20 protein-coding genes are annotated in these 19,118 nt (G+C 66.2%); 6 read left to right on the forward strand and 14 right to left on the reverse strand.

Features of this window, described 5'->3' with window-relative positions:
- Window positions 1–8 precede the first annotated feature (8 nt).
- Window positions 9–827 (reverse strand): class I SAM-dependent methyltransferase, encoded by an 819-nt coding sequence (locus LMQ14_RS14200; RefSeq protein ID WP_267730233.1) that lies wholly within the window; start codon window positions 825–827, stop codon window positions 9–11.
- Window positions 828–1,049: 222 nt separating this feature from the next.
- Between LMQ14_RS14200 and LMQ14_RS14205 the strand changes: the two genes are divergently transcribed.
- Window positions 1,050–1,421, forward strand: a complete 372-nt coding sequence (locus LMQ14_RS14205) for a hypothetical protein (protein WP_267730234.1) — start codon at window positions 1,050–1,052, stop codon at window positions 1,419–1,421.
- 4 nt (window positions 1,422–1,425) lie between these two features.
- On the opposite strand, the gene LMQ14_RS14210 is transcribed toward LMQ14_RS14205, so the two are convergent.
- The 4 genes from LMQ14_RS14210 to LMQ14_RS14225 form a co-directional block, all read right to left on the reverse strand.
- Window positions 1,426–2,694: an amidohydrolase family protein gene (locus LMQ14_RS14210; RefSeq protein WP_267730235.1), complete on the reverse strand. Its 1,269-nt coding sequence runs from the start codon at window positions 2,692–2,694 to the stop codon at window positions 1,426–1,428.
- Window positions 2,695–2,745: 51 nt separating this feature from the next.
- On the reverse strand, window positions 2,746–3,519 hold the full coding sequence (locus tag LMQ14_RS14215; protein WP_267730236.1) for a class II aldolase/adducin family protein: 774 nt from the start codon (window positions 3,517–3,519) through the stop codon (window positions 2,746–2,748).
- Window positions 3,506–5,128: a class I adenylate-forming enzyme family protein gene (locus tag LMQ14_RS14220; protein WP_267730237.1), complete on the reverse strand. Its 1,623-nt coding sequence runs from the start codon at window positions 5,126–5,128 to the stop codon at window positions 3,506–3,508. The genes LMQ14_RS14215 and LMQ14_RS14220 overlap by 14 nt, the downstream gene beginning before the upstream one ends.
- A gap of 412 nt (window positions 5,129–5,540) precedes the next feature.
- Complete coding sequence (locus LMQ14_RS14225) at window positions 5,541–5,687, reverse strand: hypothetical protein (RefSeq protein ID WP_267730238.1); 147 nt, start codon at window positions 5,685–5,687, stop codon at window positions 5,541–5,543.
- Window positions 5,688–5,761: 74 nt separating this feature from the next.
- On the opposite strand from LMQ14_RS14225, the gene LMQ14_RS14230 reads away from it, so the two are divergent.
- From LMQ14_RS14230 to LMQ14_RS14240, 3 genes are all read left to right on the forward strand, one after another.
- The gene (locus tag LMQ14_RS14230) at window positions 5,762–6,301 is read left to right on the forward strand and encodes a hypothetical protein (protein WP_267730239.1); all 540 of its coding nucleotides are present in this window, start codon (window positions 5,762–5,764) and stop codon (window positions 6,299–6,301) included.
- A gap of 178 nt (window positions 6,302–6,479) precedes the next feature.
- Complete coding sequence (locus LMQ14_RS14235; protein WP_267730240.1) at window positions 6,480–7,361, forward strand: alpha/beta fold hydrolase; 882 nt, start codon at window positions 6,480–6,482, stop codon at window positions 7,359–7,361.
- A gap of 91 nt (window positions 7,362–7,452) precedes the next feature.
- Window positions 7,453–8,298: a DMT family transporter gene (locus LMQ14_RS14240; protein ID WP_267730241.1), complete on the forward strand. Its 846-nt coding sequence runs from the start codon at window positions 7,453–7,455 to the stop codon at window positions 8,296–8,298.
- A gap of 1 nt (window position 8,299) precedes the next feature.
- Here LMQ14_RS14240 and fadD1 read toward each other — a convergent pair whose 3' ends face one another.
- From fadD1 to LMQ14_RS14285, 9 genes are read right to left on the reverse strand one after another with little or no spacing between them, the layout of a single operon-like run.
- Complete coding sequence (gene fadD1 / locus LMQ14_RS14245) at window positions 8,300–9,904, reverse strand: fatty-acid--CoA ligase FadD1 (protein WP_267730242.1); 1,605 nt, start codon at window positions 9,902–9,904, stop codon at window positions 8,300–8,302.
- A 21-nt stretch (window positions 9,905–9,925) separates the two neighbouring features.
- On the reverse strand, window positions 9,926–11,521 hold the full coding sequence (locus LMQ14_RS14250) for a flavin-containing monooxygenase (RefSeq protein ID WP_267730243.1): 1,596 nt from the start codon (window positions 11,519–11,521) through the stop codon (window positions 9,926–9,928).
- Window positions 11,518–12,468, reverse strand: a complete 951-nt coding sequence (locus tag LMQ14_RS14255) for an alpha/beta hydrolase (protein ID WP_267730244.1) — start codon at window positions 12,466–12,468, stop codon at window positions 11,518–11,520. The genes LMQ14_RS14250 and LMQ14_RS14255 overlap by 4 nt, the downstream gene beginning before the upstream one ends.
- Before the next feature lie 26 nt (window positions 12,469–12,494).
- Window positions 12,495–12,896 carry a Zn-ribbon domain-containing OB-fold protein gene (locus LMQ14_RS14260; protein ID WP_267730245.1) on the reverse strand — a complete coding sequence of 134 codons (402 nt, stop codon included), beginning with the start codon at window positions 12,894–12,896 and terminating at the stop codon, window positions 12,495–12,497.
- A 4-nt stretch (window positions 12,897–12,900) separates the two neighbouring features.
- Complete coding sequence (locus LMQ14_RS14265; protein WP_267730246.1) at window positions 12,901–14,103, reverse strand: thiolase family protein; 1,203 nt, start codon at window positions 14,101–14,103, stop codon at window positions 12,901–12,903.
- The gene (locus LMQ14_RS14270) at window positions 14,100–14,552 is read right to left on the reverse strand and encodes a MaoC family dehydratase (protein ID WP_267730247.1); all 453 of its coding nucleotides are present in this window, start codon (window positions 14,550–14,552) and stop codon (window positions 14,100–14,102) included. Before LMQ14_RS14270 ends, LMQ14_RS14265 begins: the two co-directional genes overlap by 4 nt.
- Before the next feature lie 7 nt (window positions 14,553–14,559).
- Complete coding sequence (locus LMQ14_RS14275; RefSeq protein ID WP_267730248.1) at window positions 14,560–15,060, reverse strand: MaoC family dehydratase; 501 nt, start codon at window positions 15,058–15,060, stop codon at window positions 14,560–14,562.
- The gene (locus tag LMQ14_RS14280) at window positions 15,053–16,177 is read right to left on the reverse strand and encodes an acyl-CoA dehydrogenase family protein (RefSeq protein ID WP_267730249.1); all 1,125 of its coding nucleotides are present in this window, start codon (window positions 16,175–16,177) and stop codon (window positions 15,053–15,055) included. The genes LMQ14_RS14275 and LMQ14_RS14280 overlap by 8 nt, the downstream gene beginning before the upstream one ends.
- Window positions 16,178–16,180: 3 nt before the next feature.
- Window positions 16,181–17,359: an acyl-CoA dehydrogenase family protein gene (locus tag LMQ14_RS14285; protein ID WP_267730250.1), complete on the reverse strand. Its 1,179-nt coding sequence runs from the start codon at window positions 17,357–17,359 to the stop codon at window positions 16,181–16,183.
- Window positions 17,360–17,543: 184 nt separating this feature from the next.
- On the opposite strand from LMQ14_RS14285, the gene LMQ14_RS14290 reads away from it, so the two are divergent.
- Entirely contained in the window at window positions 17,544–18,167 is a 624-nt protein-coding gene (locus tag LMQ14_RS14290) for a TetR/AcrR family transcriptional regulator (protein WP_267730251.1), read from the forward strand.
- Window positions 18,164–18,988: a hypothetical protein gene (locus LMQ14_RS14295; RefSeq protein ID WP_267730252.1), complete on the forward strand. Its 825-nt coding sequence runs from the start codon at window positions 18,164–18,166 to the stop codon at window positions 18,986–18,988. Before LMQ14_RS14290 ends, LMQ14_RS14295 begins: the two co-directional genes overlap by 4 nt.
- Window positions 18,989–19,118 lie beyond the last annotated feature (130 nt).

The raw sequence follows: 19,118 nt of genomic DNA on the forward strand, positions 1-19,118 counted from the left end.
CCAAAGCTCTAGAACTCAAAGCGGTTGAGCATGTCGTACGGGCCGAACGGCGAGGCACTGACGAATCGGTAGATCCAGCGCACCAGGGTGCTGTCGATCTTCTGGTAGCCGGTCAGTGCCGATGTCTGATCGACCATTCGCAGCTTCGGATTCCACGTTTCGATGTCGCGCGCGTTGCCGATGCCCCACTTGATGATGCCCCTGGTGAGCACTTTCGACATCACCGGCGCCAGTGCCGAGAGCGTGTCGAATTGCAGTTCGCCGCAATCGAATCGGTCCAGCAGACGTGCGAACAGCTGATGGACTCCACTCTCGTCCACGTACATCAGCAGGCCCTCGGCGACGACGAGTGTGGGGTGGCCGGTGGGAATCTGATCGAGCCACTGCCGATCGGTCACCGACGAGCCGATCATCCGGTAGCGCTCGGTTTCGTCATACAGTTGCCGGCGAAGCTCGATGACGCTGGGCTGGTCGAGGTCGAACCACAGCACCGCCGGCGGTACTTCGAGGCGGAAGACGCGGCCGTCCAGGCCAGCGCCCAGGTGCAAGACGACCGCGTCGGGATGGCGCGCAAGGAAATCAGCGCACCATATGTCGAGCTGCTTTGCACGTAGCGCGACCAGGTACTGGTTGGACGCCGGCAATGAGTTCCGGTGGATGCGTTTGAAGTCGTAGTCGATCCGGTCGACGGCCTCCGCGGCGGCCTCGTCACCGAGAATCGGATGCCGGGAACGGCTTTCGTGGGCACGCAGGTACAACGTCACGAGGTTCGTCCACTCCACCGAGCCCCAACGCACCGAACTGAAATCAACCTTGGCCGACGTCACTGTCCCCTCCTGGATTAGCGCCGTAACTCCGTACGGACAGCGAAGCGCATCCGAGGCCAAGATGGCCACCCCCAAGTCCGCGGCGGGACAAACGGGCTGGTCACGGCGGCTGCAGGCGCCTCCAATCGAAGGGTGCCCATCCAACCGCCCCGGTGCTCCGAAGACCTATCGAGCGAGGGTTGTGGCGGGTGACACCGCTAGGTTCAAGAAAGGGGCCTCTCGATGCGACAGGTGACGTTCAAAATGGTTGCTGCTGGCGACGGTTCACCGCCAACTTCAACCGGATACTGCTATTACCTGGTGGCCCACGCCGTCGCGACGGTGTTGCTGCTGATCACTCTGGTTGCCGCGGTATGGCAATTCATGGATTGGGTCGTGACGCCGTCGTGCCTCGAAGCCTCGGCGACGACGTCGGTGAGCACGACGCCGGTTGCCTCGAGGACCACGAAGGCCGAAGAAATCCGCAACAGCCCCGGCCAGCCCGGCGTCGCCCACAGCACGTGGACCGAGCGACCGGCGTCGTACCGCACCGCGGCGCAGACGGAAGCGCTGGCCGACGCCGGTGACTGCCCCTGCCCGAAGGCCGGCAAGTGATCCGTCAGAACGCCTCGGGATCCTGCTGGACGGCGGCCGGCACCGGATGTTGGTACAAGCGCGACGCGTTCTCCCAGGTGAACTTGCGGATCGCGTCCGCCGGCAGATCACCGATCTCATCGTGGATCGTCTGTTGAGTGTGCGGCCAGGTCGAGTCGCAGTGCGGGTAATCGGCTTCGAGCATGATGTTGTCCATACCGATTCGGTCCCGCTGGACGAACGACGACTTGTCCTCCACTGCGCAGAACCAGAAATTACGGGTGAAAACCTCTGCGGGAGTGAGCTTCTCCCCCAGCGCCTGCCAGGTGCCGTACATCGCGTGATAGCTGAGCATGTGGTCGAGGCGGTCGAGTAAGCCTGCCACCCAACCGATTCCGCCTTCGGACAGACAGATCTTGAGATCCGGGAATCTGCTGGGCAATCCGGAGTACAACCAGTCGACGGCCGCCGAAATGGCGTAGGCGAAGAACAGCACGCCCTGTACGTCCGGCGGCGCGTCCTCGGTGGTCGACGGGGAGGAACCCGAAGATCCGATGTGCAGATTCACCACCGTTGCGGTCTCGGCGCACGCGGCCATGATCGGATCCCAGTGTCCCGAGTGGATACTCGGCAAGCCGAGCATCGCGGGGTTCTCGCTGAACGTCACGGCGTGGAAGCCGCGCTCGGCGTTCTCGCGGATCATCTTGGCGCCCAATTCGGGGTCCAGCAGCCAGGGCAGCTGGCAGGGAATGATCCGTTCGGGATACGACCCGGCCCACACCTCGAGGTGCCAGTCGTTCCAGGCGCGAACCGAGGCCAGCGCCAGATCGCGATCCTTGGTCACCTGCTGCAACCGCTGGCCGGCGAATCCGGGCAGGAACGAGGGAAAGTTCAGCGACGCGTAGATGCCGTTGAGGTCCATGTCTTTGACGCGTTCATGGATATCCCATGCACCCCTGCGCATTTCGTCGAATCGGACCGGCTCGAAGCCGTACTCGGCCACCGGTCGCCCGACCACGGCGTTGAACCCGACGTTGGGCAGTTCCCGATTGTCGTAGACCCAGGTCTGTCCGCCGCTGTCGGTGTCGACGACCCGCGGCGCGCGGTCGGCGAACTTTCGTGGCAGCCGGCCGGTGAACGTATCTGGTGGTTCGACGATGTGGTCGTCGGCCGAGATCACCGTGTAACGGCGCGGCGCCCGGGGCGGGTCCGGCAGGAAGGTGACGGAGCGGTCGTCGCCGGTCTTGGCCGTGGTGAAGTTCAGGTTCGAGGCCAGCTCGTCGATCGATTTCATCAGCGGCGATCCCCTTGCGCGTCGAGTGGGTGGTGATGGCTCCGAGTGGGCTCAGCTGAGTACATCGGGGTCCGCCTTGATGGTCATCCGCGCTGCCCCGGCCCAGTACACGTCTGCGGCCCGCTCGATCAGCGATCGCTGCATGCCCACCATGTCGGACCAGTTCATCGCGACCGGCTCCTTGCCGGTGAGCAGGACGTCGTAGGCCAGCTTGCATACCCGCTCGATCGACGCCGCCCGGTACACCGCCTCGGCCAGGTTGCGGCCGGTCGCGATGACGCCGTGGTTGGCCAGAATCGTCAGGTTGGCACCGCCGATGCGCGCCGCGAGATCGGCTGCGCGGCCTGGGCTGTCGATCTCGCCGTCGTAGGCGCCGACCAGGCACAGGTCGTCCAGAAACAGCGAGCCGGTCTGGTGCACCAGCTCGGGCAGTCTGCCCAGTGCGGCGAGCACACACACGTAATACGGATGATTGTGAATGACCACCCGGGCGTCCTCGCGGGCCCGGTGCAACTCGGTATGAATATGGATCGCCGGAGTGACATCCCACCGACCGCGGACCACCCGAGCTTCACTGTCCACCAAGCAGATATCGGACGCGGTCAGTTCCTGCCACCACAGGCCCCACGGATTGACCAACATGTCGGTTTGTCCGTCCAGCTGCCAGGTGATGTGTCCGGCCATGTTCTCGGAGAACCCGATCCCGGCCAGGTGGCGGAAAGCCACGGCGAGCGCCTGCTCGTTGGACAGCTCGACACCGATCGGCGGCACCACGGACGGTGCCCACACCTCCAGGCCACCTCGTCGTGGATTAGGCGTGTTCATGGTCGGCCTCCATCCTTGCTCGAATATCGTGGCGGAGATCGCCTTTGGCGACCTTTCCGCCAGACGACCGGGGTATCTCGTCGACGACGATGAGGCGTTCGGGCAGCAGTTCCTTGGAAACCCCCAGTGCCAACAGGTGGTTGACGAGCGCGGGCAGGTCGACGCTCGCGGAGTCGGCGAGTTCGGCGTAGAGGCAGACCCGTTCCCCGAACACCGGATCGGGCATCGCCACCGCCGCCGCCAGCGCGATCGCCGGATGCGTCATCACGGCGTCCTCGACCTGCGATGCGCTGATGTTCTTGCCGGCGCGCAGGATGAAGTCGGACGTTCGGCCGGTAATGGTCAGGTAGCCCTCGGCGTCGAGCTCACAGATATCGCCCATCAGCATCCACCCGTCGGGGGTGAACAGCTTGTCGTGGTCGGTACCCCCGAGATAGCCGAGGCTGGTGGCCGGGCCTCGGCACGCCGGCTGGCCCCGTCCGGTCGCGGTGACGTCTTGATCGCCGTCGAAGAGCCGGACCGCCATTTCGGGAACGATCCGGCCTCCGGTACGAAGTCGACGGTCCAGCGGGTCATGCACGGTTGTCGCGCTGAGCAGGCCGGTTTCGTTCGAGCCATAGAATTGCAGGATCTTGGCACCGGTGAGCTCTTCGAATTCGGCCGCCGGCCGATACGGTATCGCCTCGCCGCCGGTGAAAACGACACGCAGCGAGCTCAGGTCGTAATCCCGGGACGTGCGGTCGGCCATCAGCATCGTCAATTGCGAGCTCACGCAACATAATACGGTGACCTTGTGCCGGGCTATCGCCTCACACGCCGCGCGCGCGGTGAACCGCTCCAGGATCACCGAGCTGGCACCGAGGTAGATCGGGGTGGTGTGGCTGGTCCATATTCCGAAGCCGAAGGGCATGGGGATGACCGGCAAGAACACGTCGTCGGATGTCAGCAGCCCGTTCGCAACGGCCTTCTGGTGAAAGTAATGCCACCGGTTCTGCGTGTGCACGACGCACTTGGGCAACCCCGTCGTCCCCGACGTGGAATTGATCAGGAAAACATCGTCGGCACCGAGTTGAGATTCGACGGCAACCGCCCGGGGCCGTACGTCGCTGTCGAGGCGCGGCAGACCCGCTTCCTGACCCAGGACCAGCAGGGGAACCGATGATTCTGAAGCGGCCCGGGTTGCGGCTTCGCTGTACTTGGGGTCGCTGATCAGGATGGTCGGCTGCGCATTGCGCAGTAGTGCGCCCACCTCGCGGGTACCGGCGCGGGCGCCGATGCCGACGACGACGGCGCCGCACCGTTCGATCGCAACGAACAGCACGTGGATCGCCGCGGAGTCGCTGTGCCACACCGCAACTCGATCGCCACCCGCAATGCCGAGGCCAGTCAGTTGGCCAGCTAAATTGGTTGTCGCAGATTCGAATTCACGCCACGTCAGGGCGGTGCCGGGTTCGTCGCAATACGCGGAGCGATCCGGTGATTGTTCGGCGTTGCGGCGCACCGCGTCCGACAATGTCGAGTCGGACCACCATCCGGCCGCGCGAAACCGGGCCGGGTCCTCGTCGGTGAATGCCGGCGAGCCCACGGTATCCAGCTCACCGGCGCTCATTACCAAATGATAGGAACACCGCTCGTGATTCGGTTGGCGGGTCAGCGCCGAGCTACCCGGCTATGGATGCTGCGGCAATGGCAGAGGATCTCCCGGACCATGCACAAGACGCGGGGGCCGCTTCGGGGGCGGCGGCCGGTCGGGGTTGATGGGCCCACAGTTCAGGCCGGAGATGCAGCCACCGCCGCCGCCGGCGGGCTTGACCGGTAGGGCGCCGCCACCATCCCCGGGGGGCGCGGGGACGACAGTCGACGAAGGGACGGTCGCGCTACGCTGCGACTGGTCAGGTGCGTCAATACCGCCGAACGCCAGGGCAAGTACGGCCGCACCACCGCACAACGCGGCTACCGTCCTGCCTATGTAGATCGCCACCCCATCCACAGTAACCTCTTCGCGCGAATCCGTTGACCGCCTACAACCCATGCGCCGGGGTCGCAGTCGACGGCGGGTCCGCGTTGGTGTGCGGCACACCGACACCGCCGAAACCGCCGAGCGCCAGGGCAAGTCCGGCCGCACCGCTGCACGCTGCGGCGACCGTCCTGCCCGTGCGGTTGAGCACGTGCAGAATTTTAGATCTTTTGCGGCATGCTGTGTAGAGCTCGCGGTCGCCGGGCAGCCGAGGAGACGGTCATTATGGAAACCAGGCAATCTGCCATCCGGTCGGGACTGCAAGCCAAACGACTCTGGCCGGGCGTGCTCAGCGGCGCGGCCGCGGGCGCCGCAGGCACCACCACCTTGAATGTCATCACCTACCTAGACATCGCGGTGCGGGGCCGTCCGACCAGCAGCACACCGGAACGGACCGTCGAAGCCATGGCAAGGCTGTTCGGCGTCACGGTTCCCGGCAGCGGCGACGTGCTCGCCCACCGGATCTCGGGCCTCGGCGCGCTCACCGGCTACGCCGCGGGCATCGGGATGGGCATCATTCTCGGGGTGGCGTATGCCCTGGGCTGGCGGCCCGGATTGCTGGTCGCCACGCTGGTCGCGTCGGCCCTCGCGCTGGTGGGCACCAACGGGCCGATGACCGTTCTCGGGGTCACCAATCCGCTTACCTGGAGCCTCGTCGACTGGATCAGCGACCTGATTCCGCATCTGGGCTACGGCATAGTCACCGCCCTGGTGTTGTACTACCTCGCACCGCTGTGCCGGCCCCCGGCCGAAACACGCCCCTGACGCAGCATCCCCAGTTCGCCTTCACCATCCGACGCAAACGGATGGGCGCCGCGCGCACGCATGCTTTCCGCCCGCTGCGGTGTTCAACTTTGAAGCCGAAGATGGCGTATGTCCCGAACGGGAAAGGACTACGGCACATGGCCGCAACAAACCGCCAATTCTGGGCGGAACCGCTCGCGTGAACACCGCACAGGTCACCGGGCTGCTCGAGCGTTATCGCTCATCCGGCCGTACCTTCACGGCCGGGGGCATTTCGTCGTTTGCCCTTGACGACGGCCCGCCCGACGCACCTGCGGTGGTGTGCGTGCATGGCGTTCCGTCCTCGGCTTACCTCTACCGCAAGGTGGTGCCGGCAATCGCTGCCAGCGGGTTACGCGCCATTGCGATCGACCTGCCCGGCCTTGGGCTTGCGGAACGGCCCATCGATGCCGACTACACCTGGACCGGACTTGGCCGATGGTTGCTGTCGGCGATCAACGAATTGCACCTCGACCGCTTCCACCTGGTCGTGCACGATATCGGCGGGCCCATCGGATTCGAGGCGGCCAACGCCGTACCCGAGCGGGTGCTGTCGATGACGTTACTGAACACACTCATCGAAGTGGAGTCGTTCCATCGACCATGGCCGATGGAACCTTTCGCGCACCGGGGCATCGGAGAAGCCTGGCTGGCGTCCCTGCGCGTGCCGGGCGCCTTTCTGTCCATCATGCGACTCTTCGGGGTGAGCCGCCGCGTGCCGAACGCCGAAATCGCCTGCTGGCTACCGCTGCTCTTCGGCGACGACGGCGGGCGGGCATTCCTGAAAATCATGCGCGGTTTCGAGCTGAACGGCGCCAAGCAGCAGCAGTACCTTGATGCCGTCCACCAACGGCCCCACCCGGTGCAAATCGTTTGGGGAGCACGCGACGCGATGTTGCCGTGGCGACGTCAAGGCGTCCAGGCGCAACGCGCCACCGGCGTAACGGAGCCGATCCTGCTGCCGGGCAAGCACTTTCTACAAGAGGATTACCCCCGCGAGATTGCCGACGCGGTCAGTCATTTCGTGACACGTCACGGCTAGGTCCAAGCCTATTCGGCACGCCTGAAAGCGCTTGCCCTCGAGCTGCAGCTAACGGCGCCGACAAGCGGCTAGCTCGGCTACTGTCTGCACTGTGCTGATCGGATTCCTACTCGCTCTGGGCTGCTCGGTGTGCTACGGCACCGCCTCGGTACTGCAGGCCGTCGCGGCGCGGTCGGTGGAATCCAGCGGCAAGTCCGGCGTCGACGCGATGCTGCTGCTGCGCGCGCTGCGCCAGTGGCGCTACCTCGTGGGCATTGGACTGGACGGACTCGGTTTCGTACTGCAGGTCGCGGCGCTGCGATTGGTGCCCATCTACGTCGTCGCCGCGGCGCTGGCCGCCTCGATCGCGGTCACCGGCATCGTGTCCGTCTGGGTGCTCTCGGCCCGGCTCTCCAGGGCCGAGTGGACGGCCGTGGGTGTCGTCTGCCTGAGCCTCGTCGCACTCGCTGCTGCCGCCGGGCCAGGACACTTCCGCCATGGCCCACCCGGACTCGGCTGGGCGCTGATCGGCGTCGTCGTCGTGATATTCCTCGGCGGTGCAATCGCCGGCCGGTTGCCCGACGGTGAGCGCTCGCTCGCACTGGGCCTGGCCGCCGGCAGCGGGTTCGGCGTCGTCGAGATCGGGGTGCGCATGCTCGAGGAGATCGATCCGACCAAGGCCGCCTTCTACACCAACCCGGCGCTGTACGCCGCGGCGGGAGGCGGCGCCGCGGGATTCCTGCTGTTCACGTCCGCACTGCAACGCGGATCGGTCACCACCACGGTGGCCGCCATGGTCGTCGGGGAGACCATCGCGCCCGCACTTGTCGGCGTGCTATGGCTGGGCGATACCGCGCGACCCGGCTGGGGCTGGGTGGTCATCCTGGGCTTCGTCGTGGCGGTGGCCGGCACCCTGGTCCTGGCCCGCTTCGGCGAAGCGCCCAGCACGGCGGAGTGAGCTACGAGGGCGCTGTCTCCGAAACTGGTTGCACGGCATACATATACGTGGTGCCGCGCGGCTCTCGGGTCAGTAAGATCCCGTCCTCGGCACTGATGCCGGTAGCGGTCAGCTCGCGCTTGAGGATCTTGTTGGTGGCCGTCGCCGGCAGGTCGTCGTTGATGCGCACGTAGCGCGGCCACGCCTTCGGTGAGAGGTCGCCTTGTGCGGCCAGGAACTCCTCGAGATCGGTTGGCCGCAGATCCATCCCGCGACGAAGCACCAGCGCCGCCATGACCTGGTCGCCGACCCGCTCGTCCGGCACGGCATACACCGCGACCTGGCTAACCTGCGGCAGGCGTTCCAGGATCCGCTCGATCGGTGCCGCCGCGAGGTTCTCGCCGTCCACCCGCATCCAGTCGGCGGTGCGGCCGGCCAGGTAGATCCAGCCGTCGGAGTCGCGGTAGGCCAAATCGCCGGCCCAGTACATGCCGTGTCGCATCCGCTCGGCCGTCGCATCCGGGTCGTTGTAGTAGCCGACGAACGGCCCCGCCCCCTGGGTGTTGACCAGTTCGCCGACGGCGTCGTCGAAGTTGGTCAGTGCGCCGTGTTCGTCGAACTGCGCGACGGCACACTCTTTCAGGGTCGTCGGGTTGTAGATGCCGACTCCGGGATAGGGCTTGCCGATCGAGCCCGGCGGCGTGCCGTCTTCGCGCACCACGATCACCGCGAATTCGCTGGACCCGAAGCTGTCGACCACGCGGCACCCGAAACGCCGTGCGAATTCCGCGATATCGCGATCCGTTGCCTCGTTGCCGAACGCCATGCGCAGCGTGGTGTCGGCGTCGTCGGGACGCTCGGGGGTGGAAAGGATCAGGGCTAGTGGCTTGCCGACGTAGTTCAGGTAGGTCACGCGGTAGCGGCGGACGTCGTCGATGAACCGCGTCGGTGAGAACTTGGCGGGGACCATCAGCGCACCGCTGCCGATGGCGACGGCCCAGCCGGCGGCAACGCCGTTGGAGTGAAACAGTGGCATGGCCAGGTAGCAGACATCGTCCGCGGTGACGTCGTATTGAAAGATCAGACTGGCGCCGCACATGATCGCCATCCCGTGCGCGAACCGCACGGCCTTGGGATTGCCGCTGGTTCCGGAGGTGAAGATCATCATGAACGTGTCGGCGGCGGTGACCTCGCGGTGCGGAGTCAAAGCCGGCGCCGCGGCGACCGCATCGGCGTAACCCGCTGCGCCCACGTCAAGAACGTGAATTCCGTTGAGATCCAAGCCCTCCAACAAGGGCAGGTGCTCAGCGTCGACGAGGATGATCTGGCAGTCGGAACGCTGGATGTCGGAGAGCAGCGCGGGCCCGCGACGGGTGGTGTTGAGGCCGCACAGCACATAGCCGCCGAGCGCGGCGGCGGCCATCGCGCGCAGCATCGCCGGTGAATTGCCCAGCGCGGCACCGACATGCAACGGGCGGGCCGGATCGGCGAGGGTGATCAGCGCGGCGGCCTCGGCCTCGGCCTCGGCGAGGTGCTCGCGCCAGGTCCAGCTCGCCTCGCCGTACGCGATCGCGTGAGTGTCGTCGTGCCTGCGCTGCCGCAATAGCTGCTGAACCGTCTCCGGCACTGTCTCACTTCCTCTTTGACGTCATCGGGTGGTCAACACCAATCCGGCGTAATCGTGGTGGGCCACATCGTCGCACTGGCGCCGGTAGGTGCCGAACCCTCCGATGTAGGGCATGAAGGTGCGCTTCTTGCCTTCGATGTTGGCGCCCAGATACCACGACGACGCCGCCCTGGGGAACAACGTCCGCTCGGCGGCCTGGGCCACCTGAGCTGTCCAGGTGCGGGCCGCATCGAGGCGTGGCTCGACCTCGCTGACCCCCTGCTGTCGCACGGCTCGCACCAGATCGATGACCCAGTCGACCTGAACCTCGGCGTGCAACACCATGTTGGCCAGCACCGAGGGGCTGCCCGGCCCGCTGATCGTGAACAGGTTCGGCAGACCCGGCACCATCAGACCGAGGAAGGTCAGCGGGCCGTCGCTCCAGATGTCCCGTAATCGCTCTCCCCCGGGCCCGCTCGGGTTGATGCGGGTCAACGCCCCGGTCATGGCGTCGAAGCCGGTGGCGAAGATCAGCACGTCGAGGGGATATGTCGCTTGGGTGGTTCGTACACCGTGCGCGCTGATCTCGGTGATGGGCTCGCGGCGCAGGTTCACCAGCCGTACGTTGTCGCGGTTGAAGCTGGCGTAGTACCCGTTGTCGGTGCAGATCCGTTTGGTTCCGATCGGGTGGTCGACCGGGATGAGGTCGGTTGCGACGGCGGGATCGGTGACGATTTCGCGGATCCGCTCCTCGGCGAATTGCCGGGCGACGTCGTTGGCGGCCAGGTCGCTGGTCTGGTCGGGGAAGGTCTTGGCGAAAAGAACGCCACCCTCGCGCCAGCGCTTCCACAGCGCGTCGGCCCGCTCATCAGGTTCGGCGTCGACGGCGTTCTTGTGGTAGGTGCCGTGCGGCGTGCCGGCCGCCGCGTAGGCGGAGGCGCGGCGACGCTCGGGATACTGCTCCTGGATCTCTCGTTGTTCCTCGACCGACCACGGCCGGTTTGGCATCGGGATGGTGTAGTTCGGGGATCGCTGGAATACGACAAGGTTCTGCGCTTGAGCGGCGATGATCGGCGCCACCTGAATCCCGGATGATCCCGTGCCGATCAGGCCGACCAGCTTGTCGCGCAGATCGGGATCGTCACGCGGCCATGCGGCCGTGAAATACACTTCGCCCGAAAAGTCTTCAACGCCTGCGATATTAGGCCGGTTCACCGCGGACAGGCAGCCGGTTGCACACACCAGAAACTGCGCCGCATATGTCTGTCCGGTCGCGGTCTCGATCTGCCAGCGAGCTCGATCGAACGCGGCGCCGACCACGTCGACACCGAATCGGTAGTGGCGACGCAGATCAAAACGGTCCGCGACGTGCCGCAGGTAGGCCAGGATCTCCGGCTGGGCGGCAAAGCGTTCGCTCCACTGCCAGCTTCTCTGCAGTTCGTCGTCGAAAGAATAGGAGTAGTCCACACTTTCGACGTCGCACCGCGCTCCGGGATAGCGGTTCCAGTACCAGGTGCCGCCCACATCGGGGGCCGCCTCGAGGGCGATCACCGAAAGGTCCGAAGAGGCCAGTCGGTGCACGGCGTAAAGCCCGGCGAACCCGGCGCCGATCACAATGACGTCGCATACCTCGGTCATGTCGGGGCACCTCGGTAGGCCGGGAGCAGTAGCTCACGCAGGTCGGCACAGACCAGATGCTGCGCCGATGCGGCCGGTCCGAAGGACTGGATGGTCATGAAGCCGTGGAACAGTCCGGGAAAGTCCCGGTGCACGACCGGCACCCCCGCGTCGCGCAACAGGCGCGCATACTCGCCCCCCTCGCTGTGCAGGGGATCGCACCCGGCGGTGACGATCACGGCGGGTGCCAGGCCCGCATGAGAGGCCGCCCGGGCGGGAGCGACCAGGTAGGGGGGGTCGACAGCCGTTGCAGCACTGAGGTATTGGCGCCAGTACCACTGCATTGCGGCGCGGGTGTTGAAGTATCCGGTGGCGTAGCGGTGGTAACTGTCGGTGTCGAAAGTCGGATCGATCGCCGGGTAGATCAGCAACTGCGCGACAGGTTGGGTGACTCCGCGGTCGCGGCACAGGATCGCGGTGACCGCGGCGAGATTGCCGCCGGCGCTGTCACCGGCGACGGCGATGCGGGTCGGGTCGAGACCCAGCTCGGCGGCGTGCTCGACCACCCAGCAGAACACCGTGAACGCGTCGAGCACCGCGGCGGGCGCGGGATGTTCCGGAGCGAGACGGTAGTCGACCGACACCACCACGGCCCGGCTGCCGCGGGCCAGGGCCCGGCAGAATCCATCGTGGGATTCCCTGTCGCAGAAGACGAATCCGCCCCCGTGGTAGAACACGATCGCGGCGCGGTCCGTCGCGTCCTCGCCGTGCGGGGAGTAGATGCGTACTCCGATGGCGCCGTCGGGGCCCTGCACCGACCGGTCGGTGGCGCTCTCGACGTCGTCGGAGTTGGTGACCGGCATGCGCCGTGCGGCCACCGCCGCGCGCGCCTGCGCACCGGTCATGGTCTCGACGCGCGGGAATCCGGCGTTCAACTGGTCGAGCATTGCCTGCACGACATCGTCCATCTGCACCTCCGACCTCACCGTTGAGGTCACGCGGGCCGGTATCTCAAGAGGGTGATGCCGGCCTCGGGCAGATCGTAGAACACCGGCTCCACCCGCATGCCGATCCGGATGTCGCTCGGGTCGATGTCGACCAATTCGGTGCTGATCCGCGGACCGGCGTCCCACTGCACCACGGCCAACAACTGCGGTACCGCGTCGGCCCAGGGCGGGCCGGTGGGTCGGCGAGCGACGGTGAAGGTGTACAGCGTTCCCGCACCATCGATTTCGCGCCATTCCAGGTCGTCGGCCAGGGTTCCGGGGGCAAGCGTGCGCGGATAGAAGACGTAGCGTTGTAGCGAGGGCGAGTACTGCACCACGATTCGGTGCTGGGCCAGGCCATCCCAGAAGGGCTTTGAGACCGGGGTGGGCTCGGGAACCGGCGTAGTCAAGGCGTCAGTCCCCCCGCATGATCAGTGCGACCTGCTCGCTCATGATCCCGCCGTTGCCGGTGACGAATGCGGTGTGGCAGTCCGGCACTTGGGCGTCGCCGGCTCGTCCCATCACCTGCCGCGCGCCATCGACGACATGATGCATGCCGCCGGCCATACCGGCCTGACCAAACGACAGCTGACCGCCGGCGGTGTTGAGCGGGAAGTCGCCGCGGTAGGTGAGATCGTGCTCGGTAACCCAGGACATGCCTAGGCCTTTGGCGCAGAAGCCGGCGTCTTCCAGGCTCATCAGCACCGTGATCGTGTAGCAGTCGTAGATCGAGGCGACGTCGACATCGGACCGATCCAGCCCTGACATGGCAAACGCCTTGTCGGCGGCACGTGCGATCGGGGTATGCAGCAGGTCGTCGGCGTAGGTCGGGGTCTTGAAGGCGATGTGCTCGCCAAAACCCTTGATCCACACCGGGCGACGGCGGCCACGGCGGGCAATGTCGGCGTTGGCGAGCAGGACCCCTACTCCCCCGTGCACCCGCATCACGGTTTCCAGCATGTGGATCGGGTCGGCGATCATCGGGCTGTCCAGGACGTCGTCGACGGTGATCGGGGTGCCGTGGAAAACCGCGCCGGGATGTGCGCAGGCGTTGGTGCGTTGGTCGACCGCGATCTTGGCGACCGCGGCGGGATCGTAGCCGAATTCCGCGGCGTAGCGCTGGGCGATCTGTGCGTACGGGGCATTCTGACCCAGGTTGCCGTACGGGATTTCGAACTCGGCCTGCGGCGACCCATAGTTGTTCGACGACGCCCCATACCAGTTCGGGGCGGGCGCCGGGCGTTGTTCGGATTGGGGCACCGATGCCGAACCGGGCACCACGGCGAGCACCGCCTCGCAGATGCCGAGTTCGATCGCGGCGGCGGCGCGCCAGATCATTCCGGCAGAGGTGGCCCCGCCCAGATCGACGCGCTCGCCGAAATCAAGGGCCAAACCCAGGTATTCGCACAAAGTGGCCGGGGCGAACATCGCCGATTCGGCCACGCCATGGGTGAGCAGACCGTTGATGTGCGCCGGATCGACACCGGCATCCTCGACGGCCATCTTCGCCAGCAGCGCGTACTGGTCGAGGGTGAACAGCGGCGGCCCGGTCGGACGGCGCTGCGCCGGCAACTCCGCGATGCCGACGATGGCCGCTTCGCCTCGCAATCCCGTCACGAGGGCGTTCCGCTGATGTTTTCTCGAAGGGGTAACTCGACCGTCGCGGTTCCGGGCATCAGGACGGTGTCGTCGCGGCGGCCGGCGATCTCGAGGTCCACCAGGCCGGCGCCGCTCGTCAGGCGTTTGCCGGTGACCACTCCGCCGAACGTCAGCGGCTCGCCGGGCAACGCGGTTGCCCGGTTCTGCACCGAGAACGACACCAGACGACCGCGCCCGCCGATCCAGTCACCGACCGCACGGGCCAGCAGCGCCGCCTGAAGCGGGCCGTGCACCAATACGTTGTCGTAGCCTTCGACATCGCGTGCCCACTCTTTGTCGTAGTGAATGCGGTGACCGTTGTAGGTGGCGGCGCTGAAAAAGAACAGCTGGGTTTCGTCGGCGGTGACGGTCAGCGCGGGAATCTGCTCACCCACGTCGATGTCGTCGTAAAACACCTGCTCACTCATTGTGTTCCTAGGGTCGGGCGATCATCGACGTCGAAGCTTCGGCGACCAGCTCGCCGTGCTGGTTGCGGTACACCGTGTGCCAGGTCACCAGGACGAATTTGCCGGAGCGTCCTTGCTTTTCGACGATCGACTCGATGGTGCGAACCATTTCGATCTCGTCGCGGTGATAGGCCGGCAGGTGAAAAGTGAAGCTTTCGCCGCCGGCCATTCGTTTCGGTGCCCGCGGAAACCCGAGACCGCCGGACACCGCACCGGAGGAACCATCGGGCCGCAGCGAATCCAGATGCGCGACGCCGAGCACGGCGTACTGCAGATACAGCGGCGGGCAGAATATGTCGCGAAAGCCGTTGGCGCGAGCGTAATCCGGGTCGAAATACAGCGGGTTGTGGTCACCGACCGCCGCCGCCCACCGCTGCCAATCGCGCCGGTTCACCTCACCGGTCGCGGTCGCGGCGACGGTACCCACGCGCGACGCCGACTCGGCGTCGATCAGGGTGTCCTCACTCACGGATCTCCTCCAGGGTTTCTGCCAGCCAGGCCGCGGCGACGTCTGCCCCACCGCCGAGAGTTGAACCGAGCCTTGCCCGCTCGGTCCACAAGTGCAGATCTGTTTCGGTCACATAGCCGATCCCGCCGTGCAATTGATGGGCGTCCAGCGTGACCAGCCGGGCCGCCGTACCGGCATGCATGCGCGCGATGGCCGTTTGCCGGGTCGCCAACCCTCCGCGCGCGATCCAGAAGACCGCGGAGTGCGCGGCCAATCGCGCCGCGGCCAAGGCTATGTGCATGTTGGCGATCAGATGCTGCGCCGCCTGGAAGGAGGCGATAGGACGGCCGAACTGATGGCGAAGCTTGGTGTACTCGACGGTGCGGTCCAACACCGCCTGTCCGACGCCGACCAGGTCGAGTGACCCCAACGCCACCGCCGCATTGGCCAAGCGGCGCAGCGCCGTTCGGGTGTCGCCGTCGGTTTCGTCGAGCAGCGCGTCGGCGCCGACGGTCACATCGTCGAACCGCACCGCGAACGCGCGGTATCCGCCGGCCATGGCCAGCGGGTCGATGCTCACCCCGGCCGTGCTGGTGTCGACGGCGAAGACCAGCGTGCGGTCGCCCGCCGAGGCTGACACCACGATGAGATCGGCAACGTCGGCGTCGGCGACGTAGTCCGCGACCCCGCCCAGCCGCCACCCGGTCGAATCGGGAGCGGCGCGCAGCGCGGCCGAAACATCCGCGGCGTCACGGGCGTTCCACAACGCCGTGGTTCCGCGGGCAGTCCCACCGGCCAGCGGCGGCAGCAATGCCGTCTTGACGTCCGGCGAGCCAAGCTGGTCGATCGCCAGCGCCGCGGCAATCGTGCTGTGCACCGCCGTCGGACACAACCCTCGGCCGGCTTCGGTGTAGAAGACCGCGAGATCATCCAGCGAGCCACCCGAGCCGCCGTACTCCTCGGCGACGGCGAGCCCGAACACGCCGGCGTCGGCCAATGCCTTCCACAGCGTCGGGGTGCTTCGATCCGCGCCGGGTTGTCCGAGCCCACGCACAAGACTGGCCGGGCACTCCGCGGCCAACAGCGCGCGCACCGACGCGGCGAACTCACGCTGTTCGGCGGTGGGGATCGCTTTCATGCGTCACCGCCCATAGGAAGGCATTCCATGGCCGCGCTGGGCGATGACATCACGCAACACCTCGTTGGTGCCCCCACCGAAGCGCATCAACGGTGCGGCCCGGTACAGCCGTTCGAATTTGCCTGCCAGGGGCGCGGTTTCGCTGCGGTGCGCGAGCAAGCCGTCGGGGCCGAGCAGATCGAGTGCCAGATCGGCGATGCGCTGCCGCAGCTCACTGGTGAAGACCTTCTCGACGCTGACCTCCACGGTCGGAATCACGCCACTGTCCAGGATCGAGGCGGCCTCGTAACCCATCAACGTCGCCACCTCGACGTCGGCTTCGGCCTGCGCCAGCCGACGCCGAAGGGCCGCGTCGTCGGCAGGCACGGAACCGTCGCGCCGCGGGCTGCGGGCAAGTGCGCGCAGTTCGTCCACGGCGCGGCGCATATCGCCCGCATTGGTCAGCGCACCGCGTTCCAGATCGAGCGCGCCGGTGATGTAGGTCCAGCCGCGGTTGACCTCCCCCACCAGGTTCGTGACGGGGACCCGCACGTCGTCGAAATGCACCTCGTTCGTGCGGTAGCCAGACCACGCGTACAGCGGGCGGATCGCGACGCCCGGGCTGTCGATCGGCACGATGATCACCGAAATCCCGCGATGGCGCACACCATTCGGGTCGGTCCGCACGCACAGCCACTCGTGCGTGGCACGCTGTGCCCCGCTGTTCCAGATCTTGCTGCCGTCGATTACCCAGTGCTCGCCGTCACGTGTCGCGCGGGTGCGCAGGCTGGCCAGGTCGGTTCCGGCCTCGGCCTCGGAATAGCCGACAGCGCAGATCATTTCGCCCTTGGCGATCAGCGGGAGCCACTCGTTCTTGTTCTGCTCGGTCCCGTGCCGCATGATCATCGGTGCCACCGAGGTGACCGTGAGGTCGGGTCCGGGCACGCCCCAATATTCGAACTCGCTCATCAGCAGGTGTTGATGCACCGCGCCGAGACCCAGGCCGCCATACTCCCGTGGCCAGTTCAGTCCGAACCAGCCCTTGGCACCGATCTTGCGGCGAAATCGCGCCACCTCGCCATTGGGGAATTCCAGATCGTGCTCGGCCAGTTCGTCTCGTAGTTCTGCCGTGACGTTCTCGGAGAGGAATTCGCGAACCTCGGTCAGCCATGCGTTTTGCCCGGCGTCGAGTTCGAAATCCATTCCGGCCCCTTTGCCCTTTCACCCAGCCGCGTCAGCGTAACGCCGCTGCGAGATTTCGCCCGCTGTTTCGCACTGACGTTACGCCCGCGCGCGCCCGCGCTCGGCGCGCCCCACGGACAGCGTCACCCCTATTCGCTGACATTCGTCATTGACAGGTGGCAATGAATGGGGATACGTTTCTGCCATGCCGCCGACGACACCGGCCCCGGGGACTGCCCCGGTCGTGAACGTTCGAGAGGCGCAGCGACTGCAAACGCGCGCACGTCTTTTCGACGCCGCGGTGGCCGAGATCGGGCGATCCGGATTAGCGGGCGCCGACGTCGCGGCGATCGCCGCGGCCACGGGTGTCGCGCGCGGCACCTTCTATTTCCACTTCCCGACCAAGGAGCACATCCTCGTCGAGCTCGAGCGGGCCGAAGAAGCCAGGATCGTGGCGAAACTCGTCACCAAGACGAGCGGGGCCGGCGATCTGCTTTCGATGCTCCGGCTGCTGGTGCGTCAAGTCCTCGCCGCCGAGGACCGGCTCGGCCCAGTGCTCTTCAGGGACATGCTGGGGTTGCACTTCTCCGCGACGCGCCCCATCGAGGACGAGACCGCCGAACACCCTCTGGCCGAGTTCGTCATCGCCGCAATCGGCGATGCCCAGGCCGCGGGGAAGGTGTCGTCGGACGCCGACGCGGGCGAACTCGGCGTGATCTTCATGACCGGCCTGTTCGCCTTGCTAGCCACCGGCGCAACGTCGAAAACGCGTGCCGCGCTGTTGGACCGATTCGTCAAAACCATCGCCAAAGGAATGGAGGCAACATGACCGGCACGGGTATCGACGGCTACCGGGATTACCTCACGCACCGGGATGGCGACGCTGATCTATTGCATCGCCGGCTCGCCAACCGTGAAGACTTCTTCACATCATTGGAGGCCGACCCGGTGCGCTCGAACCGTCGGATCGATCGGCGGGTGTTCATGCGGAACCTGCGCCGCCGCCGACCCGAACCGGGGCTGTCCCCCGAAATGCTGTTCCTGCTCGCGACCGCGAAGCTCAACCAGGCGGAGCGATTCGGCGTTGACTTGGGCGACACTTATGGGCGCATCGGCGGCGAGGACGAGCCACCCGAGCGTATCTACCTTGCGCTCGAAGAGCACTATCACACCCGGCTGTTGGCCTACGTGCTCGACATTTTCGGCCTGCCGTTCCAGGTCGTGGTGCCGCCGTTCGTGATGCGCCAATTCGTCAAGATGGAAGTATTTCTCCCCGAGCGATTCGGTTTCCCGTTCGTGGGCGCCGCAGAAATGGCCGGCTGCATCATGTTTGACGAGTTGCGCCGCGTCGGCGTCGAAATGTTCGCTGACGAACCAGACGTCGCCGCGCGGATCGACCGTCTCTACACCGAGATCCTGACCGACGAACTGGGGCATGTCGGCTATTGCGCGGCGCGCTGTAGCAATGCGGAGCGGGCCGTAATGCGTTGGCTCTACCCGACTTTCGGGCGTCTGTTCGCCCGCCAAACCGCCGAGATCAGCCTTCTCATCGATCGAGAAGGACTGCGCGCCCGCCTCGACGCGCCATTCGATGCGGCCCTACTCGCCGACGGTATTCCGAACGAGACATTTGTTGCCGCGCACCCCTGATCGCCCGCTCGCCGAAATCTCGTTCTGTAAATATGCTGTCAAGCTCCCGTTAAAACCCGCCGCGCGTGTCGCCGAAATGGCGCCGGGCTGGGATGATCTTGAAATTGGCTGATCGAAAATTCGGGAGAAG

This window comes from Mycobacterium sp. Aquia_213, from assembly GCF_026625985.1.
Taxonomy (GTDB): domain Bacteria; phylum Actinomycetota; class Actinomycetes; order Mycobacteriales; family Mycobacteriaceae; genus Mycobacterium.

Bases quoted from the DNA above. Each gene is read 5' to 3' on its own strand.
- LMQ14_RS14205 (WP_267730234.1), top strand. From the start codon at position 1,050: ATGCGACAGGTGACGTTCAAAATGGTTGCTGCTGGCGACGGTTCACCG.
- LMQ14_RS14210 (WP_267730235.1), bottom strand. From the start codon at position 2,694: ATGAAATCGATCGACGAGCTGGCCTCGAACCTGAACTTCACCACGGCC.
- LMQ14_RS14215 (WP_267730236.1), bottom strand. From the start codon at position 3,519: ATGAACACGCCTAATCCACGACGAGGTGGCCTGGAGGTGTGGGCACCG.
- LMQ14_RS14220 (WP_267730237.1), bottom strand. From the start codon at position 5,128: ATGAGCGCCGGTGAGCTGGATACCGTGGGCTCGCCGGCATTCACCGAC.
- LMQ14_RS14230 (WP_267730239.1), top strand. From the start codon at position 5,762: ATGGAAACCAGGCAATCTGCCATCCGGTCGGGACTGCAAGCCAAACGA.
- LMQ14_RS14250 (WP_267730243.1), bottom strand. From the start codon at position 11,521: ATGACCGAGGTATGCGACGTCATTGTGATCGGCGCCGGGTTCGCCGGG.
- LMQ14_RS14255 (WP_267730244.1), bottom strand. From the start codon at position 12,468: ATGGACGATGTCGTGCAGGCAATGCTCGACCAGTTGAACGCCGGATTC.
- LMQ14_RS14270 (WP_267730247.1), bottom strand. From the start codon at position 14,552: ATGAGTGAGCAGGTGTTTTACGACGACATCGACGTGGGTGAGCAGATT.
- LMQ14_RS14280 (WP_267730249.1), bottom strand. From the start codon at position 16,177: ATGAAAGCGATCCCCACCGCCGAACAGCGTGAGTTCGCCGCGTCGGTG.
- LMQ14_RS14285 (WP_267730250.1), bottom strand. From the start codon at position 17,359: ATGGATTTCGAACTCGACGCCGGGCAAAACGCATGGCTGACCGAGGTT.
- LMQ14_RS14290 (WP_267730251.1), top strand. From the start codon at position 17,544: ATGCCGCCGACGACACCGGCCCCGGGGACTGCCCCGGTCGTGAACGTT.
- LMQ14_RS14295 (WP_267730252.1), top strand. From the start codon at position 18,164: ATGACCGGCACGGGTATCGACGGCTACCGGGATTACCTCACGCACCGG.